Annotated in this window: 20 protein-coding genes; 19 read left to right on the top strand and 1 reads right to left on the bottom strand. The window is 63.7% G+C overall.

What is annotated here, in order from left to right:
* Window positions 1–16: 16 nt before the first annotated feature.
* The 16 genes from rsmH (at window position 17) to lpxC (ending at window position 19,227) form a co-directional block, all read left to right on the top strand.
* Entirely contained in the window at window positions 17–991 is a 975-nt protein-coding gene (rsmH, locus tag Thiosp_RS22935) for a 16S rRNA (cytosine(1402)-N(4))-methyltransferase RsmH (protein WP_201064881.1), read from the top strand.
* The gene (ftsL, locus tag Thiosp_RS22930) at window positions 988–1,275 is read left to right on the top strand and encodes a cell division protein FtsL (protein WP_201064868.1); all 288 of its coding nucleotides are present in this window, start codon (window positions 988–990) and stop codon (window positions 1,273–1,275) included. Before rsmH ends, ftsL begins: the two co-directional genes overlap by 4 nt.
* A complete protein-coding gene (locus tag Thiosp_RS22925) occupies window positions 1,265–3,058 on the top strand; it encodes a peptidoglycan D,D-transpeptidase FtsI family protein (protein WP_201064865.1) in 1,794 nt (597 codons plus the stop codon). The genes ftsL and Thiosp_RS22925 overlap by 11 nt, the downstream gene beginning before the upstream one ends.
* Entirely contained in the window at window positions 3,055–4,725 is a 1,671-nt protein-coding gene (locus tag Thiosp_RS22920; RefSeq protein WP_201064864.1) for a Mur ligase family protein, read from the top strand. Before Thiosp_RS22925 ends, Thiosp_RS22920 begins: the two co-directional genes overlap by 4 nt.
* A complete protein-coding gene (locus tag Thiosp_RS22915; RefSeq protein ID WP_201064958.1) occupies window positions 4,725–6,152 on the top strand; it encodes a UDP-N-acetylmuramoyl-tripeptide--D-alanyl-D-alanine ligase in 1,428 nt (475 codons plus the stop codon). Before Thiosp_RS22920 ends, Thiosp_RS22915 begins: the two co-directional genes overlap by 1 nt.
* A gap of 1 nt (window position 6,153) precedes the next feature.
* Window positions 6,154–7,236: a phospho-N-acetylmuramoyl-pentapeptide-transferase gene (gene mraY / locus Thiosp_RS22910; RefSeq protein ID WP_201064861.1), complete on the top strand. Its 1,083-nt coding sequence runs from the start codon at window positions 6,154–6,156 to the stop codon at window positions 7,234–7,236.
* Window positions 7,233–8,675 (top strand): UDP-N-acetylmuramoyl-L-alanine--D-glutamate ligase, encoded by a 1,443-nt coding sequence (gene murD, locus Thiosp_RS22905; protein ID WP_242518379.1) that lies wholly within the window; start codon window positions 7,233–7,235, stop codon window positions 8,673–8,675. Before mraY ends, murD begins: the two co-directional genes overlap by 4 nt.
* The gene (gene ftsW, locus Thiosp_RS22900; RefSeq protein ID WP_201064858.1) at window positions 8,672–9,922 is read left to right on the top strand and encodes a putative lipid II flippase FtsW; all 1,251 of its coding nucleotides are present in this window, start codon (window positions 8,672–8,674) and stop codon (window positions 9,920–9,922) included. Before murD ends, ftsW begins: the two co-directional genes overlap by 4 nt.
* Entirely contained in the window at window positions 9,907–10,998 is a 1,092-nt protein-coding gene (murG, locus tag Thiosp_RS22895) for an undecaprenyldiphospho-muramoylpentapeptide beta-N-acetylglucosaminyltransferase (RefSeq protein ID WP_201064855.1), read from the top strand. Before ftsW ends, murG begins: the two co-directional genes overlap by 16 nt.
* Complete coding sequence (gene murC / locus Thiosp_RS22890; protein WP_274607894.1) at window positions 10,995–12,497, top strand: UDP-N-acetylmuramate--L-alanine ligase; 1,503 nt, start codon at window positions 10,995–10,997, stop codon at window positions 12,495–12,497. Before murG ends, murC begins: the two co-directional genes overlap by 4 nt.
* A 1-nt stretch (window position 12,498) precedes the next feature.
* Window positions 12,499–13,398: a UDP-N-acetylmuramate dehydrogenase gene (gene murB, locus Thiosp_RS22885; protein WP_201064852.1), complete on the top strand. Its 900-nt coding sequence runs from the start codon at window positions 12,499–12,501 to the stop codon at window positions 13,396–13,398.
* The gene (locus tag Thiosp_RS22880; protein ID WP_201064849.1) at window positions 13,395–14,333 is read left to right on the top strand and encodes a D-alanine--D-alanine ligase; all 939 of its coding nucleotides are present in this window, start codon (window positions 13,395–13,397) and stop codon (window positions 14,331–14,333) included. Before murB ends, Thiosp_RS22880 begins: the two co-directional genes overlap by 4 nt.
* A gap of 55 nt (window positions 14,334–14,388) precedes the next feature.
* Window positions 14,389–15,228, top strand: coding sequence for a cell division protein FtsQ/DivIB (locus Thiosp_RS22875; RefSeq protein WP_201064846.1), 840 nt, complete (start codon window positions 14,389–14,391; stop codon window positions 15,226–15,228).
* Window positions 15,229–15,239: 11 nt separating this feature from the next.
* Entirely contained in the window at window positions 15,240–16,469 is a 1,230-nt protein-coding gene (gene ftsA / locus Thiosp_RS22870) for a cell division protein FtsA (RefSeq protein WP_201064842.1), read from the top strand.
* An 89-nt stretch (window positions 16,470–16,558) separates the two neighbouring features.
* On the top strand, window positions 16,559–17,728 hold the full coding sequence (gene ftsZ, locus Thiosp_RS22865; protein ID WP_201064839.1) for a cell division protein FtsZ: 1,170 nt from the start codon (window positions 16,559–16,561) through the stop codon (window positions 17,726–17,728).
* Window positions 17,729–18,315: 587 nt separating this feature from the next.
* Window positions 18,316–19,227 (top strand): UDP-3-O-acyl-N-acetylglucosamine deacetylase, encoded by a 912-nt coding sequence (lpxC, locus tag Thiosp_RS22860; protein ID WP_201064950.1) that lies wholly within the window; start codon window positions 18,316–18,318, stop codon window positions 19,225–19,227.
* 26 nt (window positions 19,228–19,253) lie between these two features.
* Here the strand turns inward: lpxC and Thiosp_RS22855 are convergent, their stop codons facing one another.
* A complete protein-coding gene (locus tag Thiosp_RS22855) occupies window positions 19,254–19,931 on the bottom strand; it encodes a DUF721 domain-containing protein (RefSeq protein ID WP_201064836.1) in 678 nt (225 codons plus the stop codon).
* Window positions 19,932–20,123: 192 nt separating this feature from the next.
* Between Thiosp_RS22855 and Thiosp_RS22850 the strand changes: the two genes are divergently transcribed.
* From Thiosp_RS22850 to argJ, 3 genes are all read left to right on the top strand, one after another.
* A complete protein-coding gene (locus Thiosp_RS22850; RefSeq protein ID WP_201064834.1) occupies window positions 20,124–21,044 on the top strand; it encodes a M23 family metallopeptidase in 921 nt (306 codons plus the stop codon).
* Window positions 21,045–21,167: 123 nt separating this feature from the next.
* Window positions 21,168–24,029, top strand: a complete 2,862-nt coding sequence (secA, locus tag Thiosp_RS22845; RefSeq protein WP_201064832.1) for a preprotein translocase subunit SecA — start codon at window positions 21,168–21,170, stop codon at window positions 24,027–24,029.
* A 43-nt stretch (window positions 24,030–24,072) separates the two neighbouring features.
* Window positions 24,073–25,269, top strand: a complete 1,197-nt coding sequence (argJ, locus tag Thiosp_RS22840; RefSeq protein ID WP_201064828.1) for a bifunctional glutamate N-acetyltransferase/amino-acid acetyltransferase ArgJ — start codon at window positions 24,073–24,075, stop codon at window positions 25,267–25,269.
* The last annotated feature ends 10 nt before the right edge of the window (window positions 25,270–25,279 follow it).

Genomic DNA, 25,279 nt, shown 5'->3' with positions numbered 1-25,279 from the left:
CACAACGGAGAACGGGATGGCCGAGGCCGGCGGTGGCGACCTTGGGGACGGCACTGCGCCCTGGCATCGAGAACATCAACCTGTCCTATTGGAAGAAACCATGCAGGCATTGGCGATCAATCCGGCAAGCATCTATGTCGACGCGACCTTCGGGCGCGGCGGGCATGCGCGCGCGCTGCTTGAGCGGCTGGGGGCGGCTGGTCGCCTGCTTGCGTTCGATCGCGACCCCGAGGCCATTGCTGCGGGCGAAGCCCTGCAGCGGCGCGACAGCCGGATGCAAGTCCACCACAGTCGGCTGGCTGAGACCCCAGCGCGCCTTGCTGAGCTTGGCGTGGCTGGACATGTCGCTGGGTTTCTGCTTGACCTGGGGGTCTCATCACCGCAGCTCGACACGCCCGAGCGTGGCTTTAGCTTCTCGCAGGACGGCCCGCTTGACATGCGCATGGACCCGAACAGCGGCGAGCCCCTGTCGAACTGGCTGGCACGTGCCCCGGTGGCGGAGATCGCCCGAGTGCTGAAGGACTATGGCGAGGAGCGCTTCGCGCTGCGTATCGCGCGCGCGATTGAGCGCGAGCGTGCCGAACGACCACTGACTACCACAGGCGCGCTGGCGCGGTTGATCGAGCGCGCGGTACCCACGCGCGAGCCCGGCAAGCATCCGGCCACGCGCAGCTTTCAGGCGCTGCGCATCCTGATCAACCAGGAGCTCGAGGAATTGCGTACCTGTCTTGCTGGCGTGACGGACGTGCTCGCGGCCGGCGGGCGACTGGCGGTGATTAGCTTTCATTCGCTTGAGGATCGCATCGTCAAGCGCTTCATCCGCGAGCAGTCGCGCGGGCCCGTGGTGCCGAAATCCGTGCCTGTGCGCGGCCCTCAGGCGAGCGGTCCGCTGCGGGTGATTGGCGGCGCGCAGCGTTCGGGCGAGGCGGAGATCGCCGCCAATCCTCGCGCGCGCAGCGCCATCCTGCGGGTGGCGGAGCGTCTGCCATGACTCGCCCGCGCCTGATTGGCTTCGCTCTGCTGGCCTTCGCGGTGATCGCGAGCGCCGTGTCGGTGGCCTATGTCAAGTTCCTTACCCGCGCCGAGTTTGTGCGCTTGCAGGAGGCGCGCACCGAGCGCGACGCCCTGGATGTGGAGTGGGGCCGCTTGCGCCTAGAGGAAGCCTCCTTGATCGCGCATTCGCGCCTTGAGGATCGTGCCCGACAGGAACTCGGCATGCATTTGCCGCAGGCAGCGGAAGTGCGGGTGCTGGAGGTTGTGACCCATGGCAACTAAAGCGGAGCGGCAAAAACGCGCCGAGCGCTGGCAGAAGGCGCTGACGCAAAAGCCTAACTTTCAGGCGCGGCGGCTGGTGCTGCTGGCCTGCCTGGGACTTGGCTTCAGCGCGGTGCTGGCGAGTGCTTTTCACCGCCAGGTGCTGGAGACCGATTTTCTCAAGCACGAGGGTGAGCTGCGCTCAGTGCGCGAGCGCGAAATTCCCGCTCGTCGCGGCATGGTGATGGATCGTCACGGAGAGCCGCTTGCGATTAGCACCGCAGTTGCCAGTCTGAGTATCGACCCGCGCTCGCTGAGCAAGCGACCGCAGGCTATCGCCCCACTTGCAACCAGCCTGGAACTCGACCCGGCGGTGCTCGAACAGCGTCTGGCCAATCATCAGGACAAGGGCTTCATGTACCTGCGTCGGCGCGTCGAACCGCGTCTGGCCGAAGCAGCCGAGGCCGTTGTGCGCCGCTACGATGTGGAGGGCTTCGGCGTTGAGACCGAGTACCGCCGCTTTTATCCCGGCGGCGAAGTCTTTGCCCATGTGCTCGGCTTTACCGATATCGACGATCAGGGCCAGGAAGGCATCGAACTGGCCTATGACCCGCGTCTGCGGGCCATTCCCGGCAAGCGCCGGGTGATACAGGACGGCCGTGGCCGGGTGGTGGAGGAGGTCGAGCAGATCCGCCCGCCCCGCCATGGCGACGATCTGTCTCTCAGCCTGGATCGGCGCTTGCAGTACCTTACCTACCGTGAACTCAAGCGCGCGGTGAGCGAGCATCAGGCGGTCGGCGGCACCGCCATCCTGCTTGATGTCAACACCGGCGAAGTGCTTGCGGCTGCCTCGCAGCCCTCGTTCAATCCCAATGCTCCGCGCTCGGAGCAGGCGGCGCAGCGGCGCAATCGGGTGCTGACGGATGTGTTCGAGCCCGGTTCAACGGTAAAGCCGCTGGTAGTCGCGATGGCGCTTGAGAACGGTGTCATCGATCCGGCCAGTCCCGTCGATACCGGCCCGGGCTTTTTGCAAGTGGGCCGCAACCGCGTGCGGGATGTGCACAACTACGGGCTACTGAATACCACCAGCGTGCTGACGAAATCGAGCAATGTCGGCATTGTAAAGATTGCCCAGCAGATGGATCGATCACTGCTGTGGCAGCTGTACGACCGTGTGGGCTTTGGTCAGCCCCTTCACTGGGACGAGGGTGAACAGCCCTTTCCAGGGGCCAGCACCGGCTATCTGCCCAGTTTCGAAGGATGGTCGGATTTTGAGCATGCCACCCTGGCCTTTGGTTACGGGCTCAATGTCAGCACGCTGCAGCTCGCCAGCGCTTACTCGGTGCTCGCGAGCGACGGTCTGCTGCGGCCGGCCACTCTGCTGCGACGCGATCACGGTGGCAAGTCAGAACGTGCATTCTCCGCGCGAACCGCGCGCGAGGTGCGCCGTATGCTTGAGACTGTGGTGTCCCCAATAGGTACCGCCAAGCGTGCCGCGGTGACCGGTTATCGAGTCGCCGGCAAGACCGGGACTGCCAAGAAGGCCGGCCCCGATGGTTATGTCGATGGGCGCTATCAAGCCGTCTTTGCCGGCATGGCACCCGCGAGCGCGCCGCGCTTTGTGATGGTGGTGATGATCGACGAACCGGGCGGCAAGCAATACTACGGTGGACTGGTGGCAGCGCCGGTGTTCGCCAAGGTCATGGAGTTGGCCTTGCGCCTGTACAACGTGCCGCCTGATGACCCGGCCGCGTCGCTGCTGCTGACCGCCGGTTCCGACCCGCGATCGGAGTTGTTGAGATGATGGCCGCGCGTGCCCAAGGTCCCGGCGGCTGGCTGCTCGATGAGCTGCTTGTCGGCATGACGACGGCTGCGGTAGCGCCGGTGCCGGTTTCGGCTCTGGCGCTCGACAGCCGCAAGGCGGCGCCGGGCAGTCTGTTTCTCGCCTGCCAGGGCGGGCGGGCGCATGGGCTGGATTTTGCCCGCGCGCTGGTTGGGCAAGGTGTCGTTGCCATTGCCGCCGAACCCACCGAGCGGTGGTCGAAGGGCGAGATCGGGGCGCTGGCCGCTGAGTTGGGGCTGCCGGTGATCCCGGTCGAGCGGCTCGCCGCGCGGACTGGCGACATTGCCGCGCGCTTCCACCAGGACCCGAGCACCGCGCTTGAGGTGATCGGCATTACCGGCACCAACGGCAAGACCAGCGTCAGTCATTTCATCGCGCAAGGCCTGGCGGCTGAGGCGCGCTGCGCCATCGTCGGCACTCTCGGGCAGGGGTTTCCTGAGACATTGTCAAGCACTGGCATGACCACGCCGGATGCGATCAGTCTGCAGGCGACGCTCGCTGCACTGCGCGACCAGGGTGCCGAGGCGGTGGCGATGGAAGTCTCCTCGCATGCGCTGGCACAACAACGCGCTGATGCGGTGCATTTCGACGTCGGACTGCTGACCAATCTGACTCGGGATCATCTCGACTATCACGGCAGCATGGAAGCCTATGCGGCGGCCAAGGCGCGGTTGTTCGCGCTGCCGGGGCTGCGCTGGGCCATTCTCAACGCCGATGACGATTTCAGCACCCGGGTGCTCGCGACCCTGGCGCCTGGTGTCAAGCTCGCGCTCTATAGCCTGAATCCGGCACTCAGTCTGGCGCCGGCGGTGCAGGGTCGCTGCGACCTGCTGGTGCGCGCGCGCCATCTGGAGCTGCATCAGCGCGGGCTGCGCCTCGAGGTCGAGGCACGCCGCCATGGGGAGGATGCCGAGCTGCTCGTGGGCGAGTTCAGTGCAGGGCTGATCGGGCGCTTCAATGCCGCAAACCTGCTTGCCACGCTGACGGTGTTGCTGGCGCGCGGCATGGCCTTCGAGACCGCTTTGCACCAACTTGCGCGCGTCAAAGGCGTGCCGGGACGGATGGAATGCTTCGGCGCCGAGGGCGAGCCGCTGTGCGTGGTCGATTATGCCCATACCCCGGATGCCCTCGAGCAGGCGCTGATGGAGCTGCGCGCGCATTGCCGCGGGCAGGTGATCCTGGTCTTTGGCTGCGGCGGCGAGCGCGACCGTGGCAAGCGCCCGCTAATGGGGCAGGTCGCCGCGCGCCTGGCCGACCGTATTATTCTGACCGACGACAACCCGCGCCATGAGGACGGGGACGTGATCATTGCCGAAATTCTCTCGGGTATTGGTGAGCCTGGAGGGAAGACTTCATCCGCCGCGGCAAGTGACCAACCGCGATCAAGCCGCGCGGAAGTTGACTCGGCGAAGGATGGCCCGGCAAATCAGTCCACTTCAACGATTACAGAGCGTCAGCGCGGTGTCGCAATCCGCCGCGCCCTGCTGATGGCTGGTCCGGAGGATGCAGTTTTGATCGCCGGCAAGGGTCATGAGACTGAACAGGACATGGGTGAGCTAAAGGCACGCTTCAGCGACCGCGCCCAGGTGATGCAGGCGCTACGCGAATGGCGGGGGAGAGACGGATGATGTGGACGCTCGCGCAAGCCGTGGCGAGTGCCGGTGGACGTCTGGAGGGCGCCGATGTCGCCTTCGACGGCGTAACCACCGACAGCCGTCAGGACTGCACCGGCAAGTTATTTATCGCGCTCAGCGGTGAGTGCTTCGACGGGCATGATTATGTCGCGGCTGCCGCCGAGCAAGGCGCCGTGGCGGCCATGGTCGCCCGGGCGCTGCCAGCCGATCTGCCGCAGTGGATCGTTGATGATCCGCTGCAGGGACTCGGGCGTTTGGCGGCGGCCTGGCGCGCGCGCTTCAAGGGGCGGGTGATTGCCATTACCGGCAGTAATGGCAAAACTACCGCCAAGGAAATGACCGCCGCCATCTGCCAGCAGGTCGGGCGCACCCGCGCCACGGCGGGCAATCTGAACAATGCCATCGGCATGCCGCTCACGCTGCTCGCCGCGCGCGATGAGGATTTTCTGATTCTCGAAATGGGCGCCAATCATCACGGCGAGATCGGCTACCTGAGCGGCATCGCCGCGCCCGAGGTGGCGGTCATCACCAATGCCGGGCGCGCTCATCTCGAGGGCTTCGGCAGCCTCGAAGGGGTTGCGCATGCCAAGGGCGAGATCGCCTGCGGATTGCGCGCCGATGGCACCTTCGCTTTCATGGCCGACGTGCTCTGGACGCCTCTGTGGAAAGAGCTGGCCGGCGCCCGCCGTTGCCTGCCTTTCGGCACCGGGCCGGGCGCGCTGCTGCGGGCCGACCCAGAATCCATTCGCACCCGTTGGGACCAGGATGGTTTTCGCACCCTGTTCTCGGCGCAACTGCCGGGTCAGGAACAGCCGCTGGAGATCGAGCTGAGTCTGGCCGGACGGCACAATGTGAATAACGCACTGGCCGCCGCCGCGTTGGCCGTGGCGCTGGAGCTGCCGGTCTCTGCCATCCGCAACGGACTTGCCGCGCTGCAGCCGGTCGCGCGGCGCATGCAGCCGCGTCGCACTGCCGAGGGCGAGCGGCTGATCGACGACAGTTACAACGCCAATCCGGACTCGCTCGCCGCCGCCGTGGCGGTGCTGGCCGATCTGCCCGGGCGCTCGCTGCTGGTGCTGGGCGACTTCGGTGAACTGGGCGCGGACAGCGCTGCTCTGCACGCGGACATGGGGCGCCAGGTGCACGATGCCGGCGTCACGCGGTTGTTTACCGTTGGTCCGCTGGCCGCACAAGCTGCCGCGGCCTTTAATGAATCTTCCGCTCGGGAGCTCGGCCAGTCCTCCGTCCAACCCGCCACTCAAGCATCTAGCAAGGCGCTGGCCTGTGACAGTCAGCGCGAGTTGCTGTCCGCGCTGCGCGCCGAGATGCAGCCGGACGATGTGCTGCTGGTGAAGGGCTCGCGCCTGGCGGCGATGGACAAGATTGCCGATGCCCTGTGCACCGGGGCGGAGGTGAACTGACATGTTGTTGTGGCTAACCAACTGGCTGGGGCAGTACGAGAGCGCATTCTTTGTCTTTCGTTACCTGACGTTGCGCGGGATTCTGGGGGTGATCACAGCGCTGGCGATCGCCCTGCTGGTCGGTCGTCCGCTGATTCGCTGGCTGAGCAGCTACAAGGTTGGTCAGGTGGTGCGCGACGATGGACCGAGCAGCCACTTCTCCAAGGCCGGCACTCCGACCATGGGCGGCACCCTGATTCTGGTCGCCATCGCCGTCAGCACCCTGCTGTGGGCGGACTTGTCGAATCGGTTCGTCTGGGTGGTGCTGTTGACCACCCTGGCCTTCGGGCTGATTGGCCTGATCGATGACTACAGAAAGCTCATTCTGCGCGATTCCCGCGGCTTGCCCGCGCGCTATAAGTATCTGCTGCAGACAGTGTTTGGCCTGGCGGCGGCGCTTTATCTCTATTTCACTGCCGCGTCGCCACACGAGACCGAGCTGTTGGTGCCCTATTTCAAGGAGGTTGCCATACAGCTTGGCCCCTTCTTCATCCTCTTTGCCTATCTGGTCATAGTCGGGGCTTCCAATGCGGTGAATCTGACCGACGGGCTGGACGGTCTAGCTGTGCTGCCGGCGGTGCTGGTGGCTGGTGGACTGGGCATTATGGTTTATGCCGCCGGGCACGCCGAGATCGCCAATTATTTGAAAATTCCACACATCCCCGAGGTGGGCGAGGTGGTGATCTTCTGCGGCGCCCTGGTGGGCTCCGGGCTCGGCTTTTTGTGGTTCAACACCTATCCCGCGCAGGTGTTCATGGGCGATGTCGGTGCCCTGGCCCTGGGCGCGGCGCTGGGCGCCATTGCCGTGGTCGCCAATCAAGAGCTGGTGCTCTTCATCATGGGCGGCATCTTCGTGCTCGAGACCCTGTCGGTGATGCTGCAGGTGGCGTCCTTCAAGCTCACTGGCAAGCGCATTTTCCGCATGGCGCCACTGCATCACCACTACGAGCTCAAGGGCTGGCCAGAGCCGCGCGTAATCGTGCGCTTCTGGATTGTCACCGTGGTGCTGGTACTGATTGGACTGGCGAGCCTGAAGATCCGATGAGCGCGAGTCAACTCAACATCATCTCGCCAATGGCGCCAAGCACCAGGGCCGAAACTGGCTCCGGGACCTGTGTGCGAATTGGCGCCGTGCCCGAGCTCTCGGGTGCTCGGGTACTGGTGGTCGGACTCGGGGTGACGGGCTTGTCCTGCGTGCGCTATCTGGCCAGCATCGGCTGCCAGGTGGCAGTGACCGACAGCCGTGACCGGCCGCCAGGTGCCGAGACCCTGAGTGATGAATTCCCCGACGTCGCCATGATGCTTGGCGGCTGGGATGCCGGTGCCTTTAGGGTGGCCGATCAGATCGTGCTCAGCCCCGGCGTGCCCCTGAGCGCGCTGACGCCTTATCTCGCCGGGCGCGATGTCCCAGTCTGCGGCGACATCGAGCTCTTTGCCCAGGCGGTGTCGGCGCCGGTGCTCGCCATTACCGGCTCCAATGGCAAGAGCACGGTGACTGCACTGCTCGGGCAGATGGCTCGGGAGGCCGGCCTCAATGTGGCGGTCGGCGGCAATTTCGGCACGCCGGCGCTGGCGTTGCTTGCGTCGAGTTATGAGCTTTATGTGCTTGAACTCTCAAGCTTTCAGCTCGAAACCACTGCTTCACTGCGCCCCCGTGTCGCGGCCCTGCTCAATCTCTCCCCCGATCATCTCGACCGCTATCCCGATCTGAGCGCTTATGCCAGCGCCAAGCAGCGGATTTTCTCAGGTGCCGAGGCTGCCGTGGTCAATCGTGATGATGCTGCGTCCTGCGCCTTGGCGGCGGGTGTTGATCCTGTTGTCAGCTTTGGTCTTGGGCAACCCGAGCGCGATCTGGACTGGGGGCTGCGCGCGCAGGGCGGGGAGACCTGGATTTGTCGCGGGGACCAAGACCTGATCCCGGTGCGCGAGCTGGCACTCGTGGGTGAGCACAATCTTGCCAATGCCCTGGCGGCGCTGGCAATGGGCGACTGCTATGGGCTTGCACTGGAGCCGATGCGCGCGGCGCTGGGGGAATTCCCGGGTCTGCCGCATCGGTGTGCGCTGGTGAAAGAATCCGGCGGCGTGCGCTGGATCGACGATTCCAAGGGGACCAATCCCGGTGCGACCATCGCGGCGCTTGAGGGCGTCGCCCGCGCGCTCCCGCATGAGGGCAAGGTGGTGCTGATTGCAGGCGGTGACGGCAAGGGCGCCGACTTCGCTCCCTTGACCCCGGCGCTTGAGCAATTTGCCCGCGCCCTGGTGCTAATCGGTCGCGATGCGCCCCTGATCGAGGCCGTGGCGCCCGCAGCGCTGCCGTTGGAGCGGGCAGAGGACATGGAAGACGCCGTTGCCCGGGCTCGTGGCTTTGCACGGCCAGGCGACGCGGTGCTCCTGTCACCGGCTTGCGCCAGCTTCGATATGTTCGAGGACTATCGCCAACGCGGGCGGGTCTTCGCCGAAGCCGTCACGAGGATGCGGCGATGACAGGCGCGACAACTGCAGCCAATTCCGCTGCCGCATTGGTCCCGCTTGAGCGCATGCCACGCATGCCGCGTAGCTGGCATAAGCGCGTCGGCACGACCCTGGCGCCGCTGGATTATCCGCTGGCGCTGGCGCTGGTTTTCTTGCTCGGGCTCGGCTTCGTCATGGTGGCGTCGGCCTCGATGCCTATCGGTGCGCAGGCGCCGCATTTCGAGCCCCTTTATTACCTCTACCGCCACGTCATAGCGCTGGCCATGGGTGCCGCGGCTGGCTTTGTCTGCTGGTGCCTGCCCATTGCCTTCTGGCAGCGCGCCGGTTTGTGGCTGTTGTTGGGGGGCATGGTTCTGCTGCTGTTGGTGCTGGTCCCTGGAATCGGCTACAGCGTCAATGGCGCCACGCGTTGGATTCGCCTCGCTGGATTCAACCTGCAGCCCTCGGAGCTGGTCAAGCTGTTTACGGTGGTCTATCTCGCCGGATTCCTAGTACGCCGGCCGCTGTCAGGCGATCTGAGCGTGCGCGACGTGGTGCGCCCGATGTTGCTGATTGGCGGTGCCGGTGCCCTGGTGATGGCACAGCCGGATTTCGGTACCGCGGCCGTGCTGCTCGCCACGGTGCTAGGCCTGCTGTTTCTCGGCGGCGCGCCGATGGTGCATTTTTTGGTGCTCATTGCACTGGTGCTGGCGGCCCTGGTGGCTTTGGTGGTGTTTGAGCCTTATCGTCTTGAGCGCGTGACCTCTTTCATGAATCCGTTCGCGGACCCCTTCAACAGCGGCTACCAGCTCAGCCAGGCGCTGATCGCGCTCGGACGAGGGGAGTGGTTCGGTGTCGGGCTCGGCAACGGGATTCAAAAGCAATACTTCCTGCCCGAGGCGCATACCGATTTCTTGCTCGCCGTCATCGGCGAGGAGCTCGGCTTTGTCGGCTTTGCTGCGGTGATGGCAGCGCTGGGTTTCGTCACCTGGCGCGCCTTGGCCATCGGCGCGCGTGCGCGTGAGATGGGCGAGGATTTCTCAGCCTATATCGCCCATGGTATCGGTCTGCTGATCGGTATTCAGGCGTTCGTTAACTCGGGTGTGAATACCGGCCTGTTGCCGACCAAGGGGCTGACGCTGCCCTTCATGAGCTATGGCAGCAATTCCATCGTGGTCGCCATGATGAGCGCGGCCTTGCTGTTGCGCGTCGATGCCGAACTGCGGCGCAAGCTGCAGGAGCCGAATCCGACTGGAGGTGTCCAATGGCACCGCGGATAGCCGTGATGGCCGGTGGAACCGGTGGGCATGTCTTCCCGGCACTCGCAGTGGCCGAGGCGCTGCGCGCGCGCGGAGCTGAGTTGTTCTGGATGGGAACCCGTGCCGGGCTTGAAGCGCGTCTGGTGCCGGAGCACGGTTTCGATATCGAGTGGCTCCGGGTCCAGGGGCTGCGCGGCAAGGGAATCAAGACCCTGGTCAGTGCGCCCTGGCGGCTGGCCGTTGCGCTGCGCGAGGCCGGCCAGGTGCTACGTCGGCGTGCGCCTGACCTGGTGCTCGGCATGGGCGGATTCGTCTCCGGGCCCGGTGGCGTGATGGCTTGGCGCCAGGGCCGCCCGCTGGTGATTCAGGAACAAAACAGCGTGCCGGGCATGACCAATAAATGGCTTGCACGCGTTGCTGATCAGGTGTTCGAAGGCTTTCCAGGCAGTTTTCCGCCCGCGCGTGGCGCCATTGCCAGTGGCAACCCGGTGCGCGCCGAGATCGCCGCGCTCGCGTCTCCCGCTGAACGCTGGGCTGAGCGGCGCGCGCATCCATCGGGGCCGGTGCGGCTCTTGGTGCTTGGCGGGTCGCTTGGGGCGCGGGCGCTCAACCGCCTGGTGCCGCGGGCACTCGCGTTGCTGCCGCTGGCGCAACGCCCCGAGGTGCGTCATCAGGCCGGCGAGCGCACGCTGGAAGTGGCGCAACAGGCGTATCGGGAGGCAGGGGTGCAAGCCGACATCCAGCCTTTTGTATCTGACATGGCCGAAGCTTACGCCTGGGCGGACGTGATGATTTGCCGCGCTGGCGCGCTCACCGTGGCCGAAATCGCCGCGGCGGGCTTGCCGGCTATCTTTGTGCCTTTCCCCTTTGCGGTCGACGATCATCAGGTGGGCAATGCGCGCTTTCTGGTCAAGGCCGGTGCCGCCCGTCTGCTGCTCGAGAAAGACCTGACGGCCGAGACGCTGGCCAAGCCGCTCGTGGAACTGCTCGCCGACCCGGGATTGCGCTTGTCCATGGCGGAAGCCGCGCGCGCGAAAGCGCAGCCCGAGGCCGCCGGGCGCATTGCCGATGCCTGCATGGAGTTGGTTGCCTCATGAGCCGGGAAAATCCAATCGCAATGGCGCAGGCGCCGATCGATCGGCCGCATAGTGCCGCCAGTATGGGGCGCATCCGACGGCTGCACTTTATCGGCATCGGCGGTGCTGGCATGAGCGGCATTGCCGAGCTGATGCTGAACCTGGGTTACCAGGTCCAGGGGTCCGATCGCCGTCGCGGCGCTGTGACAGAGAGACTCGAACGCCTGGGAGCCGCCGTCTTCATCGGTCATCGCGCTGAGCAGGTGCGCGGTGTGGATGCCGTGGTGGTGTCCTCCGCGATCGACCACGAAAACCCGGAGATTGAGGCCGCGCGCGCCGCGCGGGTGCCCATTGTGCGTCGCGCCGAGATGCTGGCCGAGCTGATGCGCTTCTACTATGGCGTGGCCGTTGCCGGAACCCATGGCAAGACCACCACCACCAGCCTGATCGCCAGCATTCTCGGCGAAGCGGGGCTGGACCCAACCTTCGTGATTGGCGGTCTGCTGAACAGCGCCGGCAGTCATGCGCGCCTGGGCAGCAGCAAATTTCTGATCGCCGAAGCCGACGAGAGCGATGCCTCCTTTCTGCTGCTGCAGCCGATGCTGGCCGTGGTCACCAATATCGACGCCGATCACATGGTGACCTATGGCAACGACTTCGGTCGGCTGCGTGAGACCTTCGTCGACTTTCTGCACCATCTGCCCTTCTACGGTCTCGCGGTGCTGTGCGCCGACGACCCGGAAGTCATGGCGGTGCAGTCGCGCATCGCGCGTCCGGTGCGCACCTATGGCACCGAGGCCGGAGCCGATCTGCGCGCCACCGAGATCAGCCATCAGGGCGCGCGCATGAGCTTCCGCGTCCAGGATCGCGATTCCGGTCTTAGCTTGCCGATCGAGCTGAATCTTCCCGGTCGCCATAACGTGCTGAACGCGCTTGCGGCCATCGCGGTGGCTCTTGAGCATCAGGTGGCGCCCGAGGCAATTCAGACGGCCTTGTCGCAGTTTCAAGGCATCGGGCGGCGCTTCGTGGTCAAGGATGTCACCCTGGGCGACGGGCGTCGGGTCACTCTGGTTGACGACTACGGTCATCATCCGCGTGAGGTGGCCGCTACCCTGGCCGCGATTCGCCAAGGTTGGCCGGGCCGGCGTCTGGTGCTGGCGTTCCAGCCGCATCGCTACACCCGCACCATGGAGCAATTCGAGGACTTTGCCGCGGTGCTCTCGGATGTCGATGTGCTGCTGCTGTGCGAGGTCTATCCCGCCGGCGAGCAGCCGCTGCCGGGCGCTGATGGACGCAGCCTGAGTCGCGCCATTCGTGCGCGCGGGCAGGTGGACCCGGTGTTTGTGGCCGATCTCGAGGAGGTTCCGGGCGTGCTCGGGCATCTGCTTGAGGACGGCGACATGGTCCTGGTCAGCGGTGCCGGCGACATTGGCGCGCTGGCGGCGCGCTTGCCGGAGCATTTGGCCAGTCCTGCGGCGGGCACTGGGGCGGGCGCCGCGTCGTCGCGGGAGGGCGGGTGACATGAGCACTCCAGAGCGCATCCCGCTGCGCGGCGAACTGAGGCATAACGAGCCGCTGGCCAGGCATACCTCTTGGCGTGTGGGCGGGCCGGCGGCGCGCCTCTATCGACCGGCGGATGCCGAGGACCTCGCCAATTTTCTTCGCGGTTTACCAACCGAGGAACCGCTGCTGTGGATCGGTCTCGGTAGCAACCTGCTGGTGGCCGACGAGGGCTTCGCCGGCACCGTGATCGAGACCCAGGGCTGTCTCGCCGAGCTGGTGCGCATCGGTCCAGAACGACTGCGCGCCGAGGCCGGGGTGGCCAGCGCCAAGGCAGCGCGCTTCGCGGTGCGTATGGGCTTGACCGGCATCGAATTCCTCGCCGGGATTCCCGGGACCATTGGCGGCGCTTTGGCGATGAATGCGGGTGCCTGGGGGGCGGAGACCTGGGATTTTGTCAGTCGCGTGAGGACCATTGATCGCGCCGGGAAGATTCATGACCACGAACCACAGGATTTCAAGGTGGACTATCGCTCTGTGCAGGGACCGCCGGGCGAGTGGTTCCTGTCGGCCGAGCTGCGTCTGGCGCCGGGTGACCCGGAAGTCGGTGCGGCCTGGATCAAGGAGCTGCTGACGCAACGCTCAGCAACCCAGCCCACCGGGAGTGCCAACTGCGGATCGGTGTTTCGCAATCCGCCCGGAGACCGGGCCGCGCGTTTGATCGACTCGGCAGGTCTCAAAGGGGTCAGTGTCGGTGGGGCGGTGGTGTCGGAGAAGCACGCCAATTTCATCATCAATCGCGGCGACGCGACGGCCGCGGACATCCTCGCGCTGATCGAACGCGTGCAGGACGAGGTCGAGCAGAAACATGGCATCCGGCTGAGTCCCGAGGTACATCGCGTCGGAGGGGAGCAGGCATGAACACAGACGAAGCCGCACGCTTTGGCAAGGTGGCGGTGCTGATGGGCGGGCAATCGGCGGAGCGGCCTATTTCGCTGAAAAGTGGCGCTGCGGTCATGACCGCGCTGCGCGAGCTTGGCGTGGACGCGCACGAGCTCGACCCTGACAGCCAGGTGCTTGAGCGGCTCGCTAAGGGCGGGTTTGAGCGCGCTTTCATCATCCTGCACGGACGCGGCGGCGAGGACGGTCAGATCCAGGGCGCGCTCGAGACCTTGGGCATGCCCTATACCGGTTCCGGCGTGCTCGGCTCGGCGATCGGCATGGACAAAGTCTGCACAAAGAAGATTTGGGCCGGCAGTGGCCTGCCGACGGCGGATTTCGCGGTGCTGCGGGGCCGCCAGGACATGGACGCCGCGGCCGCGCTGGGCTTTCCGCTGATGATCAAGCCGGCGCGCGAGGGCTCGAGCCTCGGCATGGCGCGGGTTGACTCGCCGCAGGAGCTGGAAGACGCCTACCGCGAGGCGGCGGCCTTCGACGCCGAGGTGATTGCGGAGTCCTGGTTGAGCGGCGCGGAGTACACCTGCGCCATCCTCGACGGCGAGGCGCTGCCCTTGATTCGGCTCGAGACGCCCAACTGCTTCTACGACTTTGAGGCCAAGTACAGCGCCAATACGACCAAGTATCTCTGTCCGTGCGGTTTGTCTGCGGAGCAGGAAGCCTATTACAGCCAGCTGTGCCTGCGCGCCTTCGATGCCATTGGCGCGACCGGCTGGGGCCGGGTGGACTTCATGCTCGATGCCGAGGGCCAGCCGCGCTTGCTGGAAGTGAACACCGTGCCCGGCATGACTGATCACAGTCTGGTGCCGATGGCGGCAGCGGCGCGCGGAATGAATTTCAACGAGCTGGTTGCGCGCATCCTGCGCACGAGCTTGAAACAAGCCGCCGTCGGCGCCTGACCGTCGTTTTGATGTTCAACACACGCCATTAACCGCAACCCGAAGCGAAGGACCCATGCCCGATCCCTCCGATCGCAACTACTACAGCCTGATCGCTGCCAGTCTCAGGCGCGACTCACCCAGTCGCCCGATGCGTCTGGGGGTGACCACCGAGACGCTGCTGGCGCGGCTGTTCGTCGCGCTGTCGCTGATGATTGCGTTGGCGGCAGGGCTGTGGCTGGCGGCGGAGTGGGAGCCGCGCGTGTTGCCGATTCGCGCGATCGCGGTGGATGGCGAGATGCGCAGTCTCTCGCGCCAAGCCTTGCAGGAGCAGGTGGCGAGCCACCTGACCGGCGGCATTCTGTCGCAGGATCTCGCCAGCCTGCGCGAGCAGATCGAGGCGCTGCCCTGGGTGCAGGGCGCGAGTCTGCGGCGGGTGTGGCCAGATCGGCTGATCCTCCAGGTGAACGAGCATCAGGCGATCGCACGCTGGGGCGATGACGGGCTGGTCACCCGTGAAGGTGTGATCTTCCGCCCGCAGGATCGCAGGGTTCCCGCCGGTCTGCCGCGCCTGTCCGGGCCAGATGAGCGAGCCGCTGAGGTGGTGGATCGCCTGCTGATCTGGCAGCCGCGCCTGGCCGATCTGGGCCTATTGATTGACGGGCTCGGACGCGATCGTCGCGGGGACTGGACCCTGGAGCTTCTCGGCGGGCCAGTGCTGAATTTTGGCACCGAGCAGCTCGATCAGCGCTTCGATCGGCTGCTCGCGGCTTTCCCGCGCATCGAGGCCGTGGCGGTTCCCGAGCGGATCGATCTGCGCTACAGCAACGGTCTGGCGGTGCGCTGGCACTCCGAACACGGGGACGATTTGCACGCCCAGGGAAAACGCATGGCCGCGGTCAACGACAAGCGATAGAGCACAGGAATATGTCCAGACGCAGAGAAAACTTGGTAGTTGGTCTCGATATCGGCACCTCGAAGGTGGCCGCGCTGGTGGGCGAGATCAAGGCGGACGACAGCATTGAGATCGTCGGATTGGGTAGCCACCCGTCGCGCGGCCTGAAAAAGGGCGTGGTGGTGGATATCGAGTCCACGGTGCAGTCCATTCAGCGCGCGGTCGAGGAGGCCGAGTTGATGGCCGGGTGCGAGATTCACTCAGTGCATGCGGGGATTTCGGGCAGTCATGTCGGCAGTCGGAATTCCGATGGGGTCACAGCCATTAAGGAGCACGAAGTTGGTCAGGGCGACATCGACCGGGTGATCGATGCCGCGCGCGCAGTGCCCATTCCGGCGGATCAGAAAATCCTCCACATCCTGCCGCAGGAATTCATCATCGACAATCAGGAGGGCATCCGCGAGCCGGTCGGCATGTGCGGCGTGCGCCTCGAAGCCCGCGTGCACATCATCACCGGTGCCGTGAGTGCCGCGCAGAATATCGTCAAGTGCATCCGCCGCTGCGGGCTGGAAGTAGACGACCTGGTGCTCGACCAGCTCAGCTCCAGCTACTCGGTGCTGACCGAAGACGAGAAAGAGCTCGGTGTGTGCCTGATCGATATGGGCGGCGGTACCACCGACATGGCGGTCTTTACCGATGGCGCCATTCGTCACACGGCGGTGGTGCCCATTGCCGGCGATCAGGTCACCAATGACATCGCTGTGGCGCTGCGCACGCCCATTCACCATGCCGAGGCGATCAAGATCAACCACGGTTGCGCCCAGGGCGACGCCGCCGGCAGCGACAGCATCGAGGTGCCGAGCATCGGCGACCGGCCCGCTCGCCAACTCTCACGCCACACCCTCACCAATGTGGTTGAGCCTCGCTATGAGGAATTGCTCGGGCTGCTGCAAGGCGAGTTGCGCCGCAGCGGGTTCGAGGACCTGGTCCCCGGCGGCGTGGTGCTGACCGGCGGTAGCGCCAAGATGAAGGGCCTGGTGGAACTGGCCGAGGACGTGTTTCGGATGCCGGTACGCATCGGCGTGCCGCAATACTTCACCGGGCTCGAGGACCGCATGCGCGATCCGATCTATTCCACCGGTGTGGGCCTTCTGATCTACGCCAAGCAGCATCGCTTCGAGACGCATCCCGAGTATCGGGAAAGAAGCGGTTTTGGTGCTGCTTTGCACAAATTCCGCTCATGGCTGAGCGGCGACGTCTAAATGTGGAAAAGCAAGAAAGGGTGGGGCGCTGGCCTCACGCGACATACGACTCTTAATCCCTCTCAACGGAACTTATCAGGAGAACTGCGATGACTTTTGAATTGCTAGATGCCCAGACCCAGACCGCGGTGATCCGCGTAATCGGCATTGGCGGTGGTGGCGGCAATGCTGTGAATCATATGGTGGCGTCTGATATCGAAGGGGTCGAGTTCATCTGCGCCAACACCGACGCGCAGGCACTCGAAAATTCCAACGTGAAGACCATTCTGCAGCTTGGTACCGATATCACCAAGGGGCTAGGCGCTGGCGCCGACCCCGGTGTTGGTCGCAGCGCGGCTGAAGAAGACCGTGATCGCATCAAGGATGCGCTCGAGGGGGCCGACATGGTGTTCATCACCGCTGGTATGGGCGGTGGCACCGGCACCGGAGCGGCTCCGGTGGTCGCCGAGATCGCGCGCGAGCTTGGCATCCTGACCGTCGCCGTGGTGACCAAACCCTTCCCGTTCGAAGGTGGCAAGCGCAAGAAGGTCGCCGATCTTGGTATCGAGGAATTGGCTAAATCCGTCGACTCCTTGATTACCATCCCGAACGAAAAGCTCCTTGCCGTACTCGGTAAGGATATGAGCCTGCTCGGTGCCTTCAGCGCCGCCAATGACGTGCTGCGCAACGCCACCCAGGGTATCGCCGAGCTGATCACCCGGCCGGGGCTGATCAACGTCGACTTCGCCGACGTCAAGACCGTGATGTCGGAGATGGGCGTGGCCATGATGGGCACGGGCTCCGCCAGTGGCGATGACCGCGCACGTGAGGCCGCTGAGGCGGCCATCAATAGCCCGCTGCTGGAGGACATCGACCTCTCCGGCGCGCGCGGCATCCTGGTCAATATCACGGCGGGTAGCTCCCTGACCATCGGCGAGTTCACCGAGGTCGGCGATACGGTGCGGGATTTTGCCGACGATGAGGCCACCGTGGTTGTGGGGACCGTCATCGACACCGGCATGGACAAGGAAATGCGCGTCACCGTCGTGGCCACAGGCTTGGGGGCGCGCGCCGCCGCCCATGCCGATCAGCCAAAAATGCGGCTGGTTTCAAATGAGCCCGAGCGCGCCTCGGTACCGGATTATCGCGACATGGATCAGCCTGCCTACATCCGCAACAAGCGTGCGGCGGCCAATGCAGCGGCAGCCGAGGGTGGCTCGGCGGCGGCGGACCTCGATTATCTCGATATTCCCGCCTTCCTGCGTCGACAGGCAGATTGAGCGCATGGAGCCAGCAAGCGCAACGGGGCGGTGCGGTCGTGCGTCAGACGCCGCGCCGCCAGCCTGATTGATTCACCATCATGGGTTAAATAAATGATCTAAACCTTTGCGTTTCATTGATAAAAGGTTATTTTTTTCGGTTCGCGCGGCCTCCGGACGGTCGGGAAATGTGGCGTTTTTGCGCCGGAGCGACTCATAGTGCTTGATTCTACTGCGGGAAAACCCTAATATGGCGCCCGAGAACTGGCTCGACTGGAGCTAATTCCGAGTCCTCGCGTATGAGTGCCCGGTCACGCCAGCGAGACAAGTCGCTCCCGACGGATGCCTGCTGCATTCGCGCGGATGGGGCAGATACAGCAGATGAATCAATAGCTTCGACGGATGCCTGGTTATACGCTGGTGTAGACACTGGAGCAGGCGCTGTAACAGTTACTGGCCGGAGCGCGGTTGAACCACCCGGTTCCACGGCGGAGGCGGGCGACGATCTTGCCGACCAGGAAGATCGCACCCAGAGCGATAACAACTCGAGCATGAGCAAGCAGTTGGCGACACCGCAGGGACCGCCGCAGCGAACGGAGAGCCTTACAATGATCCGGCAGCGAACATTAAAAAACATTATCCGCGCCACTGGCGTCGGATTGCATACCGGCGAAAAAGTCTATCTCACGCTTTCACCTGCGGCCGTGGACACAGGCATTGTCTTTATTCGCGACGATCTCCCCGAACCCTTCGAAATAAAGGCTTGTCCCGCCAACGTCGGCGATACCCGACTGTCCACCACCCTGGTGCGAGACGGTGTGCGTATCTCGACAGTTGAGCATCTGTTGTCTGCTTTCGCCGGCCTCGGCATCGACAACGCCTACGTCCGCGTCAGTGCGCCCGAGGTGCCGATCATGGACGGCAGCGCCGCGCCCTTTGTGTTCCTGATTCAGTCCGCCGGAATCGAGGAGCAGTCCCGGGCGAAGCGCTTCATTCGCATCAAGCGCCGTATCCGCGTCGAGGACGGGGATAAATTCGCCCAGTTTGATCCCTTCGACGGTTTCAAGGTATCTTTCGCCATCGATTTCGATCACCCGGCATTCGCGTCGCGTGAGCAGTCGGCCAGCATCAATTTCTCCACCACGTCTTTTGTCAAGGAAATCAGTCGCGCCCGCACTTTCGGATTCTTGCGCGATATTGAGGCGCTGCGTCAGCAAAATCTTGCGCTCGGCGGCACCATGGACAATGCGGTAGTGGTGGATGACTACCGGGTGTTGAACGAGGAGGGGCTGCGCTACGACAACGAGTTCGTCAAGCACAAGATCCTCGACGCGATCGGTGATCTGTATTTGCTTGGTTACTCACTCATTGGCGCATTCCACGGCTATAAATCCGGCCACGCGATTAACAATCAGTTGCTGCGCACCTTGCTCGAAAACCAGGATGCCTGGGAGGAGGTCACCTTTGGCGATCCCAAGAAGGCGCCGATCAGTTATGCGCAGCCGGTTCCCGTCGCTTAATTTTTACCGTTAATTTGCGTCCAATCTCAAGGTTTTGTTTTGACACCTGGCCCGTGATGCCGGGCAATCCGATTGAAACAGGCAGCGATGCGCTCGTCCGGCAGTCCCTTCGCAGCCTGCTGTAAATGAGAGGCAGCCATTTCCGAGATGCGCCCGGAGCCGCCTCTTGTGGCCCCGTTATCAGTTTCACGGCGGTGCGCGTTAACAGTTGAGGCTGCGCCTGCTAGCGCGCCCAAATCCGCACCCAAATCCGTACCGGGATTGGCGCGTCGGTCGGAATTGGTGTACAAGGTGCCGGGGCCGGTCGCCGAGGAGGGGGGAGACACGCGCACCTGGCATTGCTCGAGCATCAGGCCGCGCTCTGCCAGAGCACTCAGTAATGGTCCGGTCAGAAGTCTGAGCTTGGAGGCCCAGACTGGCGAGTCGGCAAAAAGCCGCAAGCAGTCATCGTCGATGCTTGCCTGGCAGCAGTGGCTGCGGACATCATCAGGGAGTAGCGGTTTGACCTGGTCAAGCAAGCGCTCGCGATCGGCAAGCTCGCGCAAGAGCTTGGCAAGAGTTTTGCTTTGATCACGTTGGTTTTGATCTCGCCTGCTTTTATCAGAGGTCTTGTGATCAAAGTTCTTGCGGTCAAAGGTGTTGTGATCAAAGTTTTTCTGATCAAGCCCCGCCAGGCTTCTGGCAGGTTGAAGTTTTTTTAGCATAACGCGGAAGACGCGAATTAAGATCCACGACGCTCAACAAAGGGCGCGATGGGGAAAGCTTACCTGAGTCCACCAGTCCTGAGTCAGCCAATGCCCTGAACCAGTCATCGGTCAGGATAGCGACGGCCCTGCTCGGATTCAATCATTTAAACCGTTCTTTCAATTACTGGAAAGAAATTTTCAGGGGTACTTATGCATCGACGTCAATCATTCGTCGCCGAGCAAGGTTTCAGCTCTGTTGTTTTGCTGAGCATTATGCTCATTGGGCTGATGGCTGGTGGCTTTGGCTACTGGCTTGGAAAATACCGGCTCAACGAGCCTGCTCCGGAAACTGCGAACCTCGCACTGGCGCAGGAGCTTGAAGCCACTCAGCTCGAGCTTGAACAGAAAAAACGCCAGATTCAGGCCCATATCGACACCATCGCGGTGCGGGTCGCGGAAATGCAGGCCGAGGTGCTGCGGGTTAATGCTCTCGGGCAGCGCCTGGTGAAAATGGCGGGGCTGAACAGCGATGAATTCGACTTCGAGAACCCCGCCGGAGCGGGTGGTCCGGATCACTACAAAGACCCACCCAACCGCATCAATGAGGTCGCGCAAGACCTGGCCAAAGTGCTCTCTGCGCTCGACGACCGCAAGCGCAAGCTCGGCCTGCTCGAAACCCTGATCATGGAGCGCGATCTGACCAAGCACACCCGGCCAGACGGCTGGCCATTGCGCTCGGGCGGGGTCGTCACTTCAGACTTCGGCTACCGTCGCCACCCCATTACCGGACGGCGTAGCATGCACAACGGCATCGATATCTCCGCCAAGGTCGGCACGTCGATTCTGGCCATGGCCGACGGTCTGGTAGTGTTTGCCGGGCGCAAGCATGGCTATGGCAACATCGTCGAGATTCGCCACGGCAATGGGCTTGAGACCTGGTATGCGCACAACAAAGCAAACCGGGTGAAGGAAGGTGACCTGGTCAACCGTGGTCAGGAAATCGCCACCCTCGGCTCCACTGGTCGTTCCACCGGGCCGCATGTGCATTTTGAGGTGCGCAAGAACGGCGTTCCGATCAATCCCAGGAGCTACCTCAATCCCCACGGCTCTGGGCGCGTCGCGAGTCTCTAAGAACACCAAGTCAGATCACCGCGCCGGGTCAGGATTGGCATGCCAGCTTCGGCGCGCCATGGCCGCGGGCGCGCGCTTGGCGCTATACTGGCGCCCAATTTGCGCTTCCGTTGAGAGCCACGCATGGGGATGAATGTTTTTAAGAAGATTTTCGGCAGCCGCAACGAGCGACTGGTCAAACGCCTGCTGAAAACCACCGAGCAAATTACCGCGTTTGAATCCGATCTGGCCGCGCTGTCAGATGAGGAACTGCGCGGCAAGACCGCCGAGTTCCGCGAACGCCTGGAGCAGGGCGCCAAGCTTGACGATCTGCTGTCCGAGACCTTTGCCGTGGTGCGTGAGGCCGCCAAGCGCGTCCTCGGTATGCGCCATTTCGACGTGCAGATGGTCGGCGGCATGGTGTTGCACTCGGGCAAGATCGCCGAGATGCGCACCGGCGAGGGCAAAACCCTGGTCGCCACCCTCGCGGCCTATCTGAATGCCCTGCCCGGCAAAGGCGTGCATGTGGTGACGGTGAATGATTACCTCGCCCGCCGCGACGCCGCCTGGATGAGCCAGGTCTATCATTTCCTCGGTCTCTCGGTCGGGGTGGTGAACTCCTCCGGCGGCATGGGACCGGATTCTGCCTCCTACATTTATGACCCGGAGTTCGAGCCGTCCGACGGGATTGGTTTTCGGCACCTGCGCCCGGTGACCCGGCGCGAGACCTACCACGCCGACATCACCTACGGCACCAACAACGAGTTCGGCTTCGACTATCTGCGCGACAACATGGCCTTCACCCCGGAGCAGCGGGTGCAGCGCGATCCCTTCTACGCCATTGTCGACGAGGTCGATTCCATCCTGATCGACGAGGCGCGCACGCCGCTGATCATCTCGGGTCCGTCTGAGGGTAATCAGGAACTCTATGTGCAGATCGACCAGATCGTGCCCAAGCTTGAGCGCCAGGAGCCGATCACCAACGAAGAAGGCCAACCGGACTTTGGTCCTGGCGATTACTCAGTCGATGAGAAGGCACGTCAGGTCTACCTGAGCGAGGACGGGCATGAGAAGGTCGAGGACATGCTCACGGAGCTTGGTCTGCTCGGGGAGGGCCAGAGCCTCTACGATGCCGCCAACATTTTGCTGATGCACCATGTCTACGCGGCGCTGCGCGCCCATGCGTTGTTTCAGAAAAACGTCGACTACATCGTCCGCGACGGGCAGATCATCATTGTTGATGAGTTCACCGGCCGCACCATGCCCGGGCGGCGCTGGTCCGAAGGGCTGCACCAGGCGATCGAGGCCAAGGAGCGGGTCAGTATCCAGCAGGAGAACCAGACCCTCGCCTCCATCACCTTCCAGAACCTGTTCCGGCTCTATCCCAAGCTCGCCGGCATGACCGGTACCGCGGATACCGAGGCCTTCGAGTTCCAGCAGATCTACGGGCTGGAAGTGGTCGTTATCCCCACCAATGTGCCCATGATCCGCGCTGATCATGGGGATCTGGTGTATCTCGAGCAGGACGACAAGTACAAGGCGATTATCGAGGACATCCAGGACTGCGTCGCGCGCGGCCAGCCGGTGTTGGTCGGTACCGCCTCCATCGAGACCTCCGAGCTGGTCTCCAAGCAGCTCAATGCCGCGAAGATCACGCACGAGGTACTCAACGCCAAACAGCATGAGCGTGAGGCCGGAATCATCGCCCAAGCCGGCGAGCCGGGCGCGGTCACCATTGCCACCAACATGGCCGGGCGCGGCACGGACATCGTGCTCGGCGGCAACCTCGATGCCGAGCTCGAAAATGCGCACAGCGAGACCGAGCGTGAGCGCATCCGCGGTGATTGGAAAATCCGCCACCAGCGTGTCATTGAAGCCGGCGGCCTGCATGTGATCGGCACCGAACGCCACGAGTCCCGCCGCATCGACAACCAGTTGCGCGGGCGCTCCGGCCGCCAGGGCGACCCGGGCTCCAGTCGTTTTTATCTGTCCCTGCGCGATAACCTAATGCGCATCTTCGCCTCCGATCGGGTGGCGAATATGATGCAAAAGCTCGGCATGCAAGAAGGGGAGGCCATTGAGCACCCCTGGGTGAGCAAGGCAATCGAGAATGCCCAGCGCAAGGTCGAGGGGCGTAACTTCGACATCCGCAAGCAACTGCTGGAATACGACGACGTCGCCAACGATCAGCGCAAGGTCATCTACCAGCAGCGCCGTGAGCTGATGGACGCAACCGGCATCTCCGACACCGTCGAGGCAATGCGCCAGGACGTGCTCGGCCGCCTGATCGATCAGCATATTCCGCCCCAGAGTCTGGAAGAACAATGGGACGTCCCAGGCCTGATCCAGGCGCTCGTCGATGAGTTTGGCGGTGACTGGCCGATCCAGCAATGGCTTGATCAAGATCCGGAGCTGCATGAGGAAACGCTGCGCCAGCGTATCGACGATGAACTGTCCGCCCGCTACAAGGACAAAAGGCGCCAGATCGGTGAAGAGAATCTGCGCCAGGTCGAGAAGGCGGTGATGTTGCAGACGCTCGATACGCAATGGAAAGAACACCTCGCGCAAATGGATTACCTGCGCCAGGGCATCCATCTGCGCGGCTATGCGCAGAAGAACCCCAAGCAGGAGTACAAGCGCGAGGCGTTCCAGATGTTCTCGGGGCTGCTCGACACCATCAAGCAAGATGTCGTGCGCACCCTCGCGCGCATGCAGGTGCAGGGGCCTGCGGGGATGGATGCGCTCGCCGAGCCCGGACCGGCCCAAGGCCGCGGCTTTGAGTTCAAGCATGAAGCCTTCTCTGGACTTGATGCTCCCGCAGATGAACCCGCAATGCCCGGGTCTGGCGCGGGGGCGAGCCCGGGCGACAGCCAGAACCGGCGGGACGCGGGCGCAGCGAGTGAACACCAGCCCTTTGTGCGTTCCGAGCGCAAGGTTGGACGTAACGAACCATGCCCCTGCGGGTCCGGTAAGAAGTACAAGCAGTGCCATGGCAAAATCGGTTGAGTCTCATGCCCGGGCCGTCTCTGCGATTGATTAAGGGCGCTGCATGAGCGACTTTCAGGTTGCGGGTGTGCGCTTGGCGGCGCATGCGGCTGGCGTGCGTTATGCCGACCGGGACGATCTGGTCCTGGTTGAATTAGCCCCAGGCGCGCAATGCGCTGGGGTGTTTACCCGCAACGCCTTCTGTGCAGCTCCCGTAGAGCTTGCAAGAACGCACCTACAGCAAGAATCCCCGCGCTTTTGGTTGATCAATTCCGGCAATGCCAATGCCGGCACGGGCGCGCGCGGGCTTAACGATGCCCGCGAGTGTTGCCAGAGCGTGGCGAACGCGGGCGGGGTTGCCGCCAGCGAGGTGCTTCCGTTTTCGACTGGAGTGATTGGTGAGGACTTGCCAGTCGGGCGCATCGTCGCCGCCGTGCCAGAGCTGTTTGCCAAGCTCGAGGCAGCCGGCTGGGAATTGGCAGCGCGGGCGATCATGACCACGGATACCAAGCCGAAGCTGGTCAAACGCGAAGTCAGGCTTGGCGAGCACACCGCCACCCTGGTTGGCATGGCCAAGGGCGCGGGCATGATCTGCCCGAACATGGCCACAATGCTCGCCTTTATTGCCACCGACGCCGCAGCCGAGGCGCCCTTTGTGCGAGCAGCGCTGCAGCAGGCCGTGGCCGGCTCCTTTAACGCCATCAGCATTGACGGCGATACCTCAACCAACGATGCCTGCATGCTGGCTGCCACCGGCCGGCTTGGCAACCCCCCCTTGGCCTGGCCGGAGCAGCCGGAGAGCCGCGCTTTTCAGCAAGCACTCGACTCCCTCTGCCTGGAACTTGCTACCGCCATTGTGCGCGATGGCGAGGGCGCCACCAAGCTGGTGCGCATTGAGGTGAGCGAGGCAGAATCACTGGCCGAGGCACGCGAGGTGGCGGCGACCATCGCGCATTCACCGCTGGTCAAGACCGCGCTCTTTGCCGGCGACCCGAACTGGGGTCGGATTCTCGCCGCCGTCGGTCGCGCAAAGGTGCCAGGACTTGCAATCGAACCGGTCAGCCTGTGGCTCGATGAGGTCTGTATCGTCTCCGGTGGCGGGCGTGATCCAAACTATCGCGAGCAAGATGGCGCGCGGGTCATGGGCCAAGATGACTTTCGCATCGGCGTGCGCCTTGGGCGCGGGCGGGCGAGTGCGACCATGCTGACCTGTGATCTGTCCTACGACTATGTGCGCATCAACGCCGAATATCGCAGCTGAGGGCCGTCAG

The sequence above is a fragment of the Thiorhodovibrio litoralis genome (assembly GCF_033954455.1).
Lineage (GTDB): Bacteria > Pseudomonadota > Gammaproteobacteria > Chromatiales > Chromatiaceae > Thiorhodovibrio > Thiorhodovibrio litoralis.
The sequence above is the reverse complement of the archived record's forward strand: the minus strand, read 5'-3'. Positions and strand labels throughout refer to the sequence as shown.